This window comes from Streptomyces sp. cf386, assembly GCF_900103585.1.
Taxonomy (GTDB): Bacteria; Actinomycetota; Actinomycetes; order Streptomycetales; family Streptomycetaceae; genus Streptomyces.
Map to the genome: position 1 here is coordinate 57,762 of NZ_FNHV01000028.1, position 13,836 is coordinate 71,597.

Annotated in this window: 17 protein-coding genes; 4 read left to right on the plus strand and 13 right to left on the minus strand. The window is 71.2% G+C overall.

The window, feature by feature from the left end; genetic code table 11:
- Positions 1–60: 60 nt before the first annotated feature.
- From BLU79_RS42425 to aroH, 4 genes are all read right to left on the minus strand, one after another.
- The gene (locus tag BLU79_RS42425; protein ID WP_093911426.1) at positions 61–648 is read right to left on the minus strand and encodes a lysophospholipid acyltransferase family protein; all 588 of its coding nucleotides are present in this window, start codon (positions 646–648) and stop codon (positions 61–63) included.
- Between the two features lie 53 nt (positions 649–701).
- A complete protein-coding gene (gene cmk, locus BLU79_RS42430) occupies positions 702–1,388 on the minus strand; it encodes a (d)CMP kinase (protein WP_093911388.1) in 687 nt (228 codons plus the stop codon).
- Positions 1,389–1,505: 117 nt separating this feature from the next.
- Positions 1,506–2,591 (minus strand): prephenate dehydrogenase, encoded by a 1,086-nt coding sequence (locus BLU79_RS42435; protein ID WP_093911389.1) that lies wholly within the window; start codon positions 2,589–2,591, stop codon positions 1,506–1,508.
- Complete coding sequence (aroH, locus tag BLU79_RS42440) at positions 2,588–2,956, minus strand: chorismate mutase (protein ID WP_093911390.1); 369 nt, start codon at positions 2,954–2,956, stop codon at positions 2,588–2,590. The genes BLU79_RS42435 and aroH overlap by 4 nt, the downstream gene beginning before the upstream one ends.
- Positions 2,957–3,220: 264 nt before the next feature.
- Here aroH and BLU79_RS42445 point away from each other — a divergent pair, with 264 nt between their 5' ends.
- Genes BLU79_RS42445 through BLU79_RS42460 form a run of 4 tightly spaced genes read left to right on the plus strand, consistent with a single transcriptional unit; the run spans position 3,221 to position 5,694 of the window.
- Entirely contained in the window at positions 3,221–3,871 is a 651-nt protein-coding gene (locus tag BLU79_RS42445; protein ID WP_093911391.1) for a hypothetical protein, read from the plus strand.
- Positions 3,872–3,888: 17 nt separating this feature from the next.
- A complete protein-coding gene (locus BLU79_RS42450) occupies positions 3,889–4,473 on the plus strand; it encodes a DUF6529 family protein (protein ID WP_093911392.1) in 585 nt (194 codons plus the stop codon).
- Positions 4,470–4,913 carry a Rieske (2Fe-2S) protein gene (locus tag BLU79_RS42455; protein WP_093911393.1) on the plus strand — a complete coding sequence of 148 codons (444 nt, stop codon included), beginning with the start codon at positions 4,470–4,472 and terminating at the stop codon, positions 4,911–4,913. The genes BLU79_RS42450 and BLU79_RS42455 overlap by 4 nt, the downstream gene beginning before the upstream one ends.
- A 22-nt stretch (positions 4,914–4,935) precedes the next feature.
- Positions 4,936–5,694: a nucleotidyltransferase domain-containing protein gene (locus tag BLU79_RS42460; RefSeq protein ID WP_093911394.1), complete on the plus strand. Its 759-nt coding sequence runs from the start codon at positions 4,936–4,938 to the stop codon at positions 5,692–5,694.
- Here the strand turns inward: BLU79_RS42460 and BLU79_RS42465 are convergent.
- The 9 genes from BLU79_RS42465 to BLU79_RS42505 all read right to left on the minus strand — a co-directional run bounded on the left by BLU79_RS42465 (position 5,620) and on the right by BLU79_RS42505 (position 13,775).
- On the minus strand, positions 5,620–6,369 hold the full coding sequence (locus BLU79_RS42465; RefSeq protein WP_093911395.1) for a nucleotidyltransferase domain-containing protein: 750 nt from the start codon (positions 6,367–6,369) through the stop codon (positions 5,620–5,622). The genes BLU79_RS42460 and BLU79_RS42465 overlap by 75 nt on opposite strands.
- Positions 6,370–6,372: 3 nt before the next feature.
- Positions 6,373–7,395 carry an ADP-ribosylglycohydrolase family protein gene (locus BLU79_RS42470; RefSeq protein ID WP_093911396.1) on the minus strand — a complete coding sequence of 341 codons (1,023 nt, stop codon included), beginning with the start codon at positions 7,393–7,395 and terminating at the stop codon, positions 6,373–6,375.
- A complete protein-coding gene (locus BLU79_RS42475) occupies positions 7,392–8,129 on the minus strand; it encodes an NUDIX hydrolase (protein WP_093911397.1) in 738 nt (245 codons plus the stop codon). The genes BLU79_RS42470 and BLU79_RS42475 overlap by 4 nt, the downstream gene beginning before the upstream one ends.
- Before the next feature lie 138 nt (positions 8,130–8,267).
- Complete coding sequence (locus tag BLU79_RS42480; protein WP_093911398.1) at positions 8,268–8,813, minus strand: TIGR03086 family metal-binding protein; 546 nt, start codon at positions 8,811–8,813, stop codon at positions 8,268–8,270.
- Between the two features lie 291 nt (positions 8,814–9,104).
- The gene (locus tag BLU79_RS42485) at positions 9,105–10,232 is read right to left on the minus strand and encodes a pseudouridine synthase (protein WP_093911399.1); all 1,128 of its coding nucleotides are present in this window, start codon (positions 10,230–10,232) and stop codon (positions 9,105–9,107) included.
- A complete protein-coding gene (gene scpB / locus BLU79_RS42490; protein WP_093911400.1) occupies positions 10,232–10,885 on the minus strand; it encodes an SMC-Scp complex subunit ScpB in 654 nt (217 codons plus the stop codon). Before scpB ends, BLU79_RS42485 begins: the two co-directional genes overlap by 1 nt.
- Positions 10,882–12,009 (minus strand): segregation/condensation protein A, encoded by a 1,128-nt coding sequence (locus tag BLU79_RS42495; protein WP_093911401.1) that lies wholly within the window; start codon positions 12,007–12,009, stop codon positions 10,882–10,884. The genes scpB and BLU79_RS42495 overlap by 4 nt, the downstream gene beginning before the upstream one ends.
- 18 nt (positions 12,010–12,027) lie before the next feature.
- Positions 12,028–12,654, minus strand: a complete 627-nt coding sequence (locus BLU79_RS42500) for a hypothetical protein (protein ID WP_093911402.1) — start codon at positions 12,652–12,654, stop codon at positions 12,028–12,030.
- Positions 12,639–13,775: a ParA family protein gene (locus tag BLU79_RS42505; protein ID WP_093911403.1), complete on the minus strand. Its 1,137-nt coding sequence runs from the start codon at positions 13,773–13,775 to the stop codon at positions 12,639–12,641. The genes BLU79_RS42500 and BLU79_RS42505 overlap by 16 nt, the downstream gene beginning before the upstream one ends.
- Positions 13,776–13,836: the final 61 nt, after the last annotated feature.

Genomic DNA, 13,836 nt, shown 5'->3' on the forward strand with positions numbered 1-13,836 from the left:
CATCGTGGTGATCGGTGGACCACCCGGTTGTCCCCCGGCTGATCCACTACTCAGTTTCGCCTAGCGACCGGTCAGTCGCCTGGCGTTTTCCAGGTGCTCGGTGAGCTGCTTCTGGATGCGCTCGGTCGCCTCGTCGAGCGCCTTGCGCGTACGCCGTCCGCTGCCGTCGCCCGCCTCGAAGGCGTCGCCGAAGACGACGTCGACGCGGCTGCGCAGCGGAGGCAGCCCCTTTATCAACCGTCCGGGCCGGTCGGAACTTCCCAGCACGGCGACCGGGACGATCAGGGCGTTGCCGCGCACCGCGAAGTACGCGAGCCCGGCCCGCAGCGCGGCGAAGTCGCCCTCGCCGCGGGTGCCCTCGGGGAAGATCCCGAGGACGCCGCCGTTGTCCAGCACTGCCAGTGCCTGGGTGATCGCCGTGCGGTCGGTGCTCTCGCGGTCGACCTTGACCTGCCCGATGCCGAGCAGGAACGGGTCGAGCGGTCCCTTGAACGCTTCCTTCTTGATCAGGAAGTGGGTCGGACGGGGCGCCACACCCATGACCATGGGGCCGTCGATGTTGTGGGAGTGGTTGACCGCGAAGATCACCGGGCCGGTCGCGGGGACCTTCCAGGCACCCAGCACGCGCGGCTTCCACAGCCCGAACATCAGGCCGACGCCGATACGCCGCCCGACCTCGGCACCCCGCTCGGAGGGAGCTGTCACTTCGCGGCCCGCTTCTCCTCGACGAGCGTGACGACGCACTCGATGACCTGCGCCAGCGTGAGCTCGGTGGTGTCCACCTCGACGGCGTCGCCCGCCTTGGCGAGCGGCGAGGTCTTGCGGCTGGAGTCGGCCGCGTCCCGCTTGATCAGGGCCTCGCGGGTGGCGTTGACGTCGGCGCCCTTCAGCTCACCGCTGCGACGGGCGGCACGGGCCTCCGGGGAGGCGGTGAGGAAGATCTTCAGGTCGGCGTCGGGCAGCACGGTCGTACCGATGTCGCGGCCCTCGACGACGATGCCCTGCTCGGCCGAGGTGGCCAGCGAGCGCTGCAGCTCGGTGATCCGGGCCCGCACCTCGGGCACCGCGCTGACGGCGCTGACCTTGGAGGTGACCTCCTGGGTGCGGATCGGGCCGGACACGTCGGTGCCGTCGACGGTGATCGTCGGGCCCGCCGGGTCGGTGCCGGAGATGATCTCGGGCTTGCCGGCCACCGCGGCGATCGCGGTCGGGTCCTCGATGTCGATGCCGCTGGTCACCATCCACCAGGTGATCGCCCGGTACTGGGCGCCGGTGTCGAGGTAGCTCAGCCCGAGCTGCGCGGCGACGGCCTTCGACGTGCTCGACTTGCCCGTGCCGGAGGGGCCGTCGATGGCGACAATCACGGGCTTGGCGGCACCGTTTTCCACGGGAGGACACCTTCCTGGTGCGGTGAGGCGGGGTGTGGGGACGCGAGGGCGCCCCGCACAAGGTTACTGGGTTCGCGTCACTCGTCCGGCCGCGCGCACCTCAGCCCGGTGAGACCCCTACTGCCGGATCGCCCAGCCCCGCTCCCGCAACGCCGCAGACAGCAGCGTCGCGGCCTTCGGCTCCACCATGAGCTGCACCAGACCCGCCTGCTGCCCCGTCGCATGCTCGATGCGCACGTCCTCGACGTTGACCCCGGCCCGTCCCGCGTCCGCGAAGATCCGCGCCAGCTGCCCCGGCTGGTCGTCGATCAGCACGGCGACGACCTCGTAGACCCGCGGAGCGGCCCCGTGCTTACCTGGCACCCGGACCTGCCCGGCGTTCCCACGCCGCAGCACGTCCTCGACCCCGGAGGTCCCCTCCAGCCGCTTCGCCTCGTCGGACGACTGCAGCGCCCGCAGCGCCCGCACCGTCTCCTCCAGGTCCGCGGCGACGTCGGTGAGCAGGTCGGCGACGGGCCCCGGGTTCGCGGAGAGGATGTCGATCCACATCCGGGGATCGGACGCGGCGATCCGGGTCACGTCCCGGATGCCCTGACCACACAGCCGTACGGCCGCCTCCTCGGCGTTCTCCAGACGCGCGGCGACCATGCTGGACACCAGGTGAGGCATGTGGGACACCAGCGCGACCGCGCGGTCGTGGGCGTCGGCGTCCATCACCACCGGCACGGCACGGCAGTGCGAGACCAGCTCCAGGGCGAGGTTCAGCACCTCGGTGTCGGTGTCCCGGGTCGGCGTGAGCACCCAGGGCCGGCCCTCGAAGAGGTCACCGGTGGCGGCCAGCGGCCCGGACTTCTCACGCCCCGACATGGGATGCGTACCGATGTAGGACGACAGGTCGAGCCCGAGCGCCTCCAGCGCCCGGCGCGGACCGCCCTTGACGCTGGCCACGTCGAGGTAGCCGCGGGCCACGCCCCGGCGCATGGCGTCGGCGAGCACGTCGGCCACGTGCGCGGGCGGGGCGGCGACGATCGCGAGGTCGACGGGGCCCTCGGGCGCCTCGTCGGTGCCGGCGCCGAGCGCGGACGCCGTACGGGCCTGCTCGGGGTCGTGGTCGGCGAGGTGGACGACCACACCGCGCCCGGCCAGCGCCAGCGCGGCGGACGTACCGATGAGGCCGGTGCCGATGACGAGTGCGGTTCTCACTGGGCGATGTCCTTGCGCAGAGCGGCGGCGGCGCCGAGGTAGACGTGCGCGATGTCGGCACGTGCCCGGTCGGACTCGATGTGCGCGAGGACGCGTACGACCCGTGGCATGGCGCCCTCGATGTCCAGTTCCTGGGCGCAGATCAGCGGTACGTCGGCGAAGCCGCTGCCGAGCTTGCGGGCGGCGGCCGCCGGGAAGTCGCTGTGCAGGTCGGGCGTGGCCGTGAACCAGATGCTGATCAGGTCGTCCGCGCTCAGGCCGTTGCGCTCCAGGATCGCCGTGAGCAGGGCCCCGACCTGCTCGTCCATGTGGCCGGCCTCGTCCCGCTCCAGTTGGACGGCCCCCCGGACCGCTCGTACCGCCACGGCTCTGCTCCTTGCTGCTGTACGGATCGGCTCTTCGACCGGCCAGCCTAGTCAGCCCGCGTGCGGCGGACGCAGGTCGCCCGCCCGCTGAGACGCACGTTGAGACACCCGCTGGCACTCCCGCGACCCGGCCGGTCGGCTTTGAGTCAATGTCACCCGTCCATCCCGATTTCGCTACCGGACCACGAACGCCTCCGTACGCCTCTGGACGGCGTCGCACAGGTCCGCTCTCATGGGCAGCAAGCTCGCCTCGGGGGAGGCCTCATGAAGCGTCCGGGACCCTTGCTCACCCTTCTCGCGGGGCTGTTGGCCGGCGCGTTCCTGCTGGCGCTCAACGTGACGACGGGGACGAAGAGCGCGCCCTCCTCGTCGTCACCGTCACCGTTACCGTCGTCACCGACGCCGAAGTCGTCCCCGTCGCCGTCATCGTCACCGTCGAAGGTCCCCGTCCCGAACGCCGGCTACGCGGGCCGTACCGACGACGACTCCTCCGCCGTGGCCGTCACCCTGCGCGACGGCAGGGCGATCGCGTACTTCTGCGACGGCCGCGCCAAGGAGTCCTGGCTCAAGGGCGATGTGAAGGACGACGGGACCATGCGGCTCACCGGCAAGGCCGGTTCTGTCCTGAACGGCACCCTCGAGGAGGGCGAGCGGATCCGCGGCACGGTCGACATCGACGGCGGGCACTACGCCTTCACCGCCGACAGGACGAAGAAGCCGTCGGGTCTGTACCGGGCCACCACCACCGTGCGCGGCGCCGAGATCGACGGCGGCTGGATCGTGCTGCCGGACGGCCGGCAGGTCGGCGTGCTCACCCGCGACGGCAAGCCCTCGCCCGCCCCGCGGATCGACCCGGAGACCGGCGCGGTGACGGTCGACGGACAGCAGCTCACGGCCCGCCCCGCGGCCCCCTGACCCCACTGGAGTCGATCATGACCGTCGACCCGAACGCCGTCACCCAGGACTTCCCGTCCCCGCAGCCCGGCCACCGCCGCCCGAGCCCGGCCCGCTACCTGGTCCCGGCGCTGGTCGCCGGCGCGGTCGCGGTGGGCTTCGGGGCGTACGGCAAGGTGCACGACCCGTCGGGGACGGCCTTCAACCTCGCCGGGTTCAGCAGCACCGGCGCGGTCAAGTCATGGCTGGCCACGGCGGCGATCTTCTTCGCGCTGGTGCAACTGGTCTCCGCGTTCATGGTGTACGGCAGGCTCCCGGGGCCGGCCTGGTCGTCCGGGCTGCACCGCTGGTCGGGCCGTGTGGCGTTCCTGGTGTCCGTCCCGGTGGCGGTGCACTGCCTGTACGCGATGGGCTACCAGACGTACGAAACGCGCGTTTTCATGCACTCTGCCCTGGGTTGTTTCTTCTTCGGTGCTTTCAGTGCAAAGATGCTGTTGCTCCGGTCGGAGCGACTTCCCGGCTGGCTGCTGCCCATCGTGGGCGGAGTGGTTTTCACCGCTCTCACGATCATCTGGCTGACCTCCGCCCTCTGGTTCTTCCGCACTTTCGGAGTGACGACATGAGCAACCGTCCGACGCGGCGCACGATTCTCATCGCGACAGGCGGGGCGGGCGCGGCGGCGCTCGTCGCGGGTTGCGGCGATTCCGGCGACAACGGCGACACGAGCGACTCGACACCGACCTCGACCGCTTCCCCCGACCAGGACGGCCAGGACGGAGAGGAGCTGGCCAGCACAGACGACATCCCGGTCGGCGGCGGCACGATCTTCAAGGACGAGGAGGTGGTGGTGACCCAGCCGGAGCAGGGCGAGTTCAAAGCCTTCTCCGCCATCTGCACGCATCAGCGGTGCACGGTCGCCACCGTCGCCGACGGCACGATCAACTGCGCCTGCCACGGCAGCAAGTTCAAGATCACGGACGGCTCGGTGGCCCACCCTCCGGCGACGAAGCCGCTGCCCGAGAAGCAGATCACTGTGGACGGAAAATCGATCCGCCTGGTGTGACCGGCCGCGTACGCTCCGGGGCATGCGCCCCGAGCCCTCCGAGCACTTGACCCTGGTACGCGACCACACGATCTACGCCTGTGTGATGGGCTCGCGTGCCTTCGGTCTGGCGACGGACGGCAGCGACACCGACCGCCGGGGCGTGTTCCTCGCCCCCACTGCGCTCTACTGGCGCTTCGACAAGCCGCCGACGCACGTCGAGGGCCCCCAGGAGGAGCAGTTCAGCTGGGAACTGGAGCGCTTCTGCGAGCTGGCCCTGCGCGCCAACCCGAACATCCTGGAGTGCCTGCACTCCCCGCGCGTCGAGTACGTCGACGACACGGGCCGCGAACTCCTCGCCCTGCGCGAGGCGTTCCTGTCCCGCCAGGCCCATGAGACGTTCACCCGCTACGCGCTGGGCCAGCGCAAGAAGCTGGAGGCGGACATCCGCTCCCACGGCGCCCCGCGCTGGAAGCACGCGATGCACCTCCTGCGCCTGCTGACGAGCGCCCGCGACCTGATGCGCACCGGCAGCCTGACGATCGACGTGGGCGACGAGCGCGAACCCCTGCTGGCGGTCAAGCGCGGCGAGGTCCCCTGGCCGGAGGTCGAGTCCCGGATGACCCGCCTGGCGAGGGAGGCGGAGGAGTGCCTGCACCACAGCCCGCTCCCGGCCGAGCCGGACCGCCGCCGCGTGGAGGACTTCCTGATCCGCGTCCGCCGCGCCTCAGCCCTCCAGCCGGCTCCGTACGACGAAGGCGTGCAGGGCGTCGTGGACGCTCGGGGCGTCGGGCAGCGCTGAGGCCGCCTGCGCGTCGTCGAGCACAGCGTGCAGCCGCTCGATGTCGGCCGCCACGCGCGCGTGCTCGACATCGGCGGCCCCGTGCTCCTGTTCCGCCTTCGCGGCGATCAGCTCCGGCAGGTAGGCCGGGGCGTCGACCTGCTCCAGCAGTGTGGGCAGATGGGCCTGCACCTCACCGCTGCGCATCAGATGAACGCCGGTGAGCAGCACCCGGAACGTGTACAGCAGCGGCTTGAGCTCCCCGGTCTTCTCGAACAGCCGCGACTGCGTGTGGGCGAATCCCCGGTAGTGATGGGCGTGGTGGCTCGTGAGCACGCCGGGCGCGAGTTCGGCCAGCTCCCGGTGCGCGTCGGTCGTGTGCACGACGAGCGGCGAGAGCAACTGCTCCAGCACATAGCCGTTGCGGCGCAGCATCAGCCGTACGAACTTGCGCAGGTCGTGTGTGACCAGGTCCATCTCGACGCCGTCCCGCACCCACATCCGCGACCGCGTCTCCTCCGGCTCCCGCAGCCCGACGAGGTCGGCGGCCGGCAGCAGGTGCACGCCCCGCAGGTCCACGTCGGAGTCGCGCGACGGGAAGCCGTACAGATGCGCGCCGGAGACGGTCGCGAACAGCACCGGGTCGGGCTGTTCGGCGACGACGGGTGCGAGGTCGAGGTCCAGGGCGTCGATCATCCGTCAAGCGTCCCAGAGCGCCCCGAGGGTCAGCAGGTCCCCCCGGTACTCGATGCGGTCCGCCCACTCCGTGGGCCAGGCGTCGGCCCCGAGCCAGGCGCCCGCGAACGCGCCCGTCAGGCACGCGATCGAGTCCGAGTCGCCGGAGGTGCAGGCCGCCCGGCGCAAGGCGGTCAGCGGCTCGTCGACGAACCACAGGAAGCACAACAGGCCGGTGGCCAGGGCCTCTTCGGCGATCCAGCCCGCACCGGTGGCCAGGCACGGATCGGTCTCGGGCGAGGCGGTGCGCACGGCGTCGTGGAGCCGGTCCAGGATCGCCTGGCACTCGTCCCAGCCGCGCGCGATGAAGTGCTCGGCCGTGGGGTCCTGGCTGCGGGTCCACAGGTCGCCGAGCCAGCGCTCGTGGTAGCGGGTGCGGTTCTCGTAGGCGTACGACCGCAGCAGGCCGATCAGTCCGGTCGGTTCGGTGCCCTGCGCGAGCAGTCGTACGGCGTGCGCGGTCAGGTCGGACGCGGCGAGTGCCGTCGGATGCCCGTGGGTGAGCGCGGACTGCAACTGGGCGGCGCCCGCGCGCTGTTCCTCGCTCAGACCGGGGACGAGCCCGAGGGGCGCCACGCGCATGTTGGCGCCGCAGCCCTTGGAGCCGATCTGGCTGGCGTCCTGCCAGGGCAGGTCGGTGCGCTCCAGCAGGTCACAGGCCCTGAGGCAGGTGTTGCCCGGCGCCCGGTTGTTCTCCGGAGACCGGTTCCACGCCACGAACTCCGCACGCACCGGCTCCACCATGGTCCTGGGACCCAGCAGCCCCAGATCCATCGCCGTCCGCAGCCCCTTCCCCAACGCCAGCGTCATCTGCGTGTCGTCGGTGACGATCGCAGGCGTCGGCAGCTCCATCTCGCGCCACGGCCCGCACTTGGCGAGGATCGACGGCACGTCGTTGAACTCGGTCGGGAAGCCGAGCGCGTCCCCGAGGGCGAGGCCGAGCAGGGAGCCGGTGGCGGCGCGCTTGCGCACGGTGGTCGTGGTCATGCGGGGCGTCCTTCGGGGGTGGGCCGGAGCAGGGGCGGGTGAAGGGTGGTCGCGGTGCCCGCGCGGTACAGCGCGGCCGGTTTGCCTCGGCCGCCGGTGAGCCGGGCGGCGCCGGGGACGGGTGCGACGAAGCCCGGCGTGGCGAGCACCTTGCGGCGGAAGTTGGGCCGGTCGAGGGCGGTGCCCCACACCACCTCGTAGACGTGCTGCAGCTCGCCGAGCGTGAACTCGGGCGGGCAGAAGGCGGTGGCGAGGCTCGAGTACTCGAGCTTGGCGCCGACGCGTTCATGGGCGTCGGCCAGGATCCGGTCGTGGTCGAAGGCGAGCGGCCCCGCCTTGTCGTACGGCACCCAGCACGCCTGCGCCGCGTCGCTGCCGCCGTGCGGTTCGGGCGGGTGGGGCAGCAGCGCGGTGAAGGCGACCGTGACGACCCGCATGCGGGGGTCGCGGCCGGGCTCGCTGTAGGTGCGCAGCTGCTCCAGATGCAGCTCGGAGACGTCCGACAGCCCGGTCTCCTCGGCGAGTTCACGCCGGGCCGCCGTCTCCGCCGACTCGTCGGGCTGTACGAAGCCGCCGGGCAGCGCCCAGTGACCCTGGTACGGCTCCTGCCCGCGTTCGACGAGCAGGACGTGCAGGACGCCGTCGCGGATGGTGAGGACGGCGAGGTCGGAGGTGACGGCGAAGGGCTCGTGGGCGTACTTGTCGTAGCCCTCGGGAACGGTGGGTCCCGGCATGTCGCTCACCCCTTCTGCGGCCAGCTTTATAGTCAGCACGACTATTAGTCATCATGACTATAAGGAGGGTGGACGGGTTGCACAACCCAACGGAAGGCAAACCCTCGTCACGCCATTCCCCCGCCACCCGGCCCCGCGTCACCCCGGCAAGGAGTCGCGCCGCCCCAGGAACCCCAGCAACCGCGCACCAGGACCGGCCCCCACCGGCACCGCGACCGGCGCGCCGAACCGCACACCCCGATCGGCCTCCGCGACCACGCACCGGGCGACGGGCAGCAGCTCGGCCGCGAGCACGTCGGGCAGGGGCCACGGCCGCCCGCAGGCCTGCGCGACGTCCCACCCGTGCACGGCGATCTCCACCGCCCCCAGGGCGGCCATCACCCGCACGTCCAGCGACCGTTCGCCCACGAGTGCCGACTCCGGCGGCCCGGCCGCCCAGGCGCCGAGGACAGCACACGCGCGCGTACGGAAGCCGCAGGCGCGGTCGGCGCGCGGGAACAGTCCGATCCGCCCGCCGGTCAGGCCCTCGTACAAAGCGTCCAACGAGTCGTCGAGGTGTCCGAGCAACTCCCCCAGATCCCACTCGGCGCAGGGCGTCCCGCGCCCCGGGCTCGCCGCCTCCACACCGACGACGCTGCCCAGCGCGTACGTGAGCGAACGCTCCAGGAGCTCACCGGAGTTCATCGCCCCTCACCCCGACCGCGCCGCCCCGCCGCAAAGGCCCTCAGCGGCCCCTCAGGCACCTCCCACGGCCCTTCGGGCCCCGAGGGCAGCGGAGTCCGCGCGCGGCCCTCCAGCGCCGCCAGAAACGCGCTCGTGGCGTTCCGGTCCTCGATCGTCCCCATGGCCGCTCCCTCCGTCACCGATACAGACCGGCCGAGGGACGAAAACAAATCGGCCGGTCCCGGACTCAACCCGGAACCGGCCTGCACACACGCGTGGACCTACAGCACGCGTGGACCTACAGGTGTGGGCCTACAGATCGACTTCCTGCATCAGCATCCCGACCTCGGTGTTCGACAGCCGCCGCAGCCAGCCCGACTTCTGGTCGCCGAGCGTGATCGGCCCGAAGGAGGTGCGCACCAGCTTCTCCACAGGGAAGCCGGCCTCCGCCAGCATGCGCCGCACGATGTGCTTGCGGCCCTCGTGCAGGGTGACCTCGACCAGGTAGTTCTTGCCGGTCTGCTCGACCACCCGGAAGTGGTCCGCGCGCGCGTAGCCGTCCTCCAGCTGGATGCCGTCCTTGAGCTTCTTGCCCAGGTCGCGCGGGATCGGGCCGACGATGGCCGCGAGGTACGTCTTTTTGACGCCGTACTTGGGGTGGGTGAGGCGGTGGGCCAGCTCGCCGTGGTTGGTGAGCAGGATGACGCCCTCGGTCTCGGTGTCGAGCCGCCCGACGTGGAAGAGCCGCGTCTCACGGTTGGTGACGTAGTCGCCGAGGCACTGGCGGCCCTCGGGGTCCTCCATCGTCGAGACGACACCGGCGGGCTTGTTGAGCGAGAAGAACTGGTACGACTGCGTGGCGACCGTCAGGCCGTCGACCTTGACCTCGTCCTTCTCCGGGTCGACCCGCTTGCCTTGCTCCAGCACGATCTCGCCGTTGACCTCGACCCGTGCCTGCTCGATGAGCTCCTCGCAGGAACGCCGGGAGCCGTATCCGGCCCGCGCGAGCACCTTCTGCAGCCGCTCGCCCTCCTGCTCGGCGCCCGGGAAGGTCTTGGGCAGCTTGACGTCCTTCTTGCCGGCGTAGCGCTCGCGGTTGCGCTCCTCGGCCCGCGCGTCGTACTCGCGGGAACTCGCCGGAGCCGTACGGCCCCGACCGGTGCCGCGCTGCTGGCCCTGCTTGGGCCCGCCCTTGGCGCCGCCGCGCGCCGAGGCGCCGCGGCCGGACTTCGGGCCGTCCTGGGTGGCGCCGGGGCCTACGTCGTAGCGCCGCTCCTCCGGGCGCGGCTTCTTCGGCCGGCCCCCCTGCTTGTCGTCGCGGTTGTTACCGGCGCCACGGTAATTACCGCGGCCACCGCTGCTCCCGCCGCGGCCGCCGCTGTTGCCACCACGGCTCCCGCCGTTGTTTCCGCTGCTGTTCCTGCCGCTGCTGCTTCGCATCAAAGTTCCGTCTTGTCGTCTGCGTCCTCGGAATCCGGAGCGTCCGGATCGAACGACGGGACTCCTTCCAGCGTCTCGGCCTCGATCGCCTCCGCCTCCGGGAGGAAGGGCGCGAGTTCCGGGAGCTCGTCCAGACCGCGCAGGCCCATCCGCTCCAGGAAGTAGTTCGTCGTCCTGTACAGGATCGCACCTGTTTCGGGTTCCGTGCCCGCCTCCTCGACCAGCCCGCGCTGGAGGAGGGTGCGCATGACACCGTCGCAGTTCACTCCGCGTACGGCCGAGACACGGCTGCGGCTGACCGGCTGGCGGTACGCGACGACGGCGAGTGTCTCCAGAGCGGCCTGGGTGAGCCGGGCCGTCTGCCCGTCCAGGACGAGCCGCTCGACCGCCGCCGCGTACTCGGGGCGGGTGTAGAAGCGCCAGCCGCCGGCGACGAACCGCAGCTCGAAGCCACGCCCCTGCACGGCGTAGTCGTCGGCCAGCTCCCGCAGGGCACCGGCGATCTGCCGCCGCGGCCTCTCCAGGAGCTTCGCGAGGCGCTCCTCGGTCGCGGGCTCGTCCACGACCATGAGCATCGCCTCCAGGGCGGGCTTGAGGTCGAGGTCGGCGACGGTACGCAGCCCGACCGGAAGTTCGGTGGTCTCCTCACTCACGCCTTCTTCTCCTCCTTCGGCTGCTCCGGCGGCCGGTCGAACTCGTCGGTGACCGTCGGCGTCTCGTCTCCGTCCCCTCCGGTCCAGCGCACCATCAGCTCCCCGAGGGCGGTCTCCTGGTCGAGGGCCACGGCCTTCTCCCGGTACAGCTCCAGCAGCGCGAGGAAGCGGGCTACGACGGTGAGGGTGTCGTCGGTGTCCGCGACGAGGGACCGGAAGCTGGCCTCGCCGACCTCCCGGAGCCGCGCGACGACGATCCCGGCCTGCTCCTGCACGCTCACCAGCGGCGCGTGGATGTGATCGACGTAGACCTGCGGCTTGGGCTTGGGCTGCATCGCCTTGACCGCGAGCTTGGCGAATCCTTCCGCCCCGATGCTGATGACGACCTCGGGCAACAGCTCGGCGTGCTGCGGCTCCAGTCCGACGGTCCGCGGATAGCGCCGCGCCTCGTCGTCGAGCCGCCGGCTGAAGATGTCGGCGATCTGCTTGTACGCCCGATACTGCAGCAGCCGCGCGAACAGCAGGTCCCGTGCCTCCAGCAGCGCGAGATCGGCCTCGTCCTCCACCTCGGCGGAGGGCAGCAGCCGGGCCGCCTTGAGGTCGAGCAGGGTGGCCGCGACCACGAGGAACTCGGTCGTCTCGTCGAGGTCCCAGTCCGCCCCCATCGCCCTGATGTGGGCCATGAACTCGTCGGTCACCTTGGACAACGCGACTTCGGTGACGTCGAGCTTGTGCTTGGAGATCAGCTGGAGGAGCAGATCGAAGGGACCCTCGAAGTTGGACAGCCGAACCTTGAAGACGCCGTCTTCACCGGCCTCGGTTTCGTCCTGCCGGGCAGGCGGCTCAGGAGCGGGCTCGGCGGCGGGACCCTCAGGTACCGGCTCTGTCTGCGGCTCCGGTTCGAGGTCGGGTTCCGGAGCAGCGGCCTGCGGCTCGGGGTCCGGCTCCGGGACAAGGACCTGAGGTTCCGGCTCCGGTACTGCGACCTCGGGAACCTCGGGCTCCGGTTCCGTGACAACCGGAGCCGACACGGGCACCGGCGATGCTCCCGGCCCTCGCCCCAGCACACGCCGCCGACCGCCGGAGGCACCGGCGCCGGAAACGGGAGGGTTGTTCGAGGTCATGGCCCCCGCAGGCTACCGCTACCGCCCGCGAAGCCGTCGTACGAGGATGCTCGCGTCTCCCCGGCTCTCCAGATCCGCGAGGACCACGGCCACCGCCTCGCGGACGATCCGCCCACGGTCGACGGCCAGCCCGTGCTCACCGCGGAGCACCAGACGCGCGTGCTCCAGATCCATGAGCTCCTCGGCGGAGACGTACACGGTGATCTTCTCGTCGTGCCGTTCGCGACCACTGGGCCGGCGCGAGGCCTGCCGTCCGCGCTTGCGCGGCGCGGCGGAGGCGGCGGCAGAAGCAGCGGCACCGGACCCGGCAGAACCGCCGACGGTACCCGCGGAGGCCCCGGCAGAACCTTCCTGCGCCCCCTGACGGCGAGCGGAGCGCTCGGCCGCCGCGGCCCGGCTGCGTGACTCGCCGGCGTCCACGGACTCCGCGTCGGCGGCCACATGCTCCGCGCCGTCACCGTCACCGCCCTGCGCGGGCACCGACTGCGGCGCGTCCTCCGCCGCGACGGCATCGGACTCCCCCGCGGGAGCCGGCACCCGGGCCTCGCCGTTGACCGGGCGCCGGGGAGTGGACGGCTGGAGCGCCGTACCCCCTGTCGTGCGGAACAGTTCGTCGGCCCCCGGCAGACTCACTCGGCGTGACACCGGGCGAGCACCTCCCTGGCGAGCTGGCGATAGGCGGCGGCACCGACGGAGTTGGAGGCGTACGTGGTGATCGGCTCACCGGCGACCGTGGTCTCCGGGAAGCGGACCGTGCGCCCGATGACCGTGTGGTAGACGTGGTCGTCGAACGCCTCAACGACACGCGCGAGCACCTCACGGCTGTGCACCGTGCGCGAGTCGTACATCGTGGCGAGGATCCCGTCGAGCTCCAGGTCCGGGTTGAGCCGCTCCTGGACCTTCTCGATCGTCTCGGTCAGCAGCGCCACACCACGCAGCGCGAAGAACTCGCACTCCAGCGGCACGATCACCTTGTGGGCGGCCGTCAGCGCGTTGACCGTGAGCAGGCCGAGCGAGGGCTGACAGTCGATCACGATGAAGTCGTAGTCGGGCAGCAGTGGTTTCAGGGCGCGCTGGAGCGTGGACTCGCGCGCGACCTCGCTGACCAGCTGGACCTCGGCGGCCGACAGGTCGATGTTGCTCGGCAGCAGGTCCATGTTGGGGACCGCCGTCTTCAGGAGCACCTCGTCGGCCGACATGCCCCGCTCCATGAGCAGGTTGTAGACCGTGAGGTCGAGCTCCATCGGGTTGACGCCGAGACCGACCGAGAGCGCGCCCTGGGGGTCGAAGTCGACGAGCAGGACCCGGCGTCCGTATTCCGCGAGCGCGGCACCCAGGTTGATGGTCGACGTCGTCTTGCCGACGCCACCCTTCTGGTTGCACATCGCGATGATCTTCGCGGGGCCGTGGTCGGTCAGCGGACCCGGGATCGGGAAGTACGGCAGCGGACGCCCGGTCGGGCCGACGCGCTCGCGGCGCTGCCGGGCAGCGTCGGGCGCGAGCGTGGCCGCGTACTCGGGGTCGGGCTCGTACTCCGCGTCGGGGTCGTAGAAGTGCCCGTCGGGCAGTTCGTCGTAGGCGGCGAATTGGTTGTGGGGCGCGCCACTTCCGTCGCCGGCCATGGCGTTCACGTGATGGCCATCCATGCTCTGGTGTGCTGTCTGAGTCAACCCTGAGATCTGGTGACTCTGGTGGGCTGCGAAGGTGCGCACCGCAACGGAGCCGACAGCCTCGAATCCCGCGGGACCCTGGTCCCGTACCGGCATTCCTGGTTGACCACCCCCGGGAGAAAATGTCGACTCATTCACAAGTCGTCTTACCTCCTTG